Source organism: Acetobacter cibinongensis, assembly GCF_000963925.1.
In the GTDB taxonomy this organism is placed as follows: domain Bacteria; phylum Pseudomonadota; class Alphaproteobacteria; order Acetobacterales; family Acetobacteraceae; genus Acetobacter; species Acetobacter cibinongensis.
Map to the genome: position 1 here is coordinate 1 of NZ_BAMV01000028.1, position 499 is coordinate 499.

At 53.7% G+C, this 499-nt stretch carries 1 protein-coding gene; it reads right to left on the minus strand.

Annotated elements, in window-relative coordinates; all coding sequences use genetic code 11:
• Positions 1 to 50 precede the first annotated feature (50 nt).
• A partial coding sequence (locus Abci_RS12685; protein WP_048839554.1) for a transposase occupies positions 51 to 499 on the minus strand: 449 nt, incomplete at its 5' end.

The following is a 499-nucleotide window of genomic DNA, read 5'->3' on the forward strand; positions in this document are numbered from 1 at the left end:
GTTTTCGATCTGCGTTTTGAGCAGATCGAGTGCTACCCCTCGCTTGATAGCTATGCTGTGGCGCTGATCCGCTCCAGGAAGAGAAAGCGGCGCATATTGTAGACGATATTGGCGAGCCCGATCCTCATGGTGGCTCGGCTGATACCGACAGTCCGGACAAACAGCCCCGTCTGTGACTTCTGATCGGCAAAGACATGCTCGACACGCGATCGGATGACCGACTTTCCAGCATTCGATTTCTGGATATGCCGGGGCATAGGCTTGAGATGCGGCTTTTTGCGATGAACCTTGGAGACAAAGCCCTGCTTTTCCATGAAATCTTCATTGGCTTTTGAGCGATACGCCGTGTCAGCCCAGACTGTTGATGCCGTATTGGTTTTATCCAGCAGCCCCTCTCTCAAGCGCGCGCCATCACTGGCGGCAGCATCCGTCGTCTTCCATTTCCGGATGAACCGGTATTTCCGATCGATGGAAACATGATCTTGTACCGGGAGCGCAA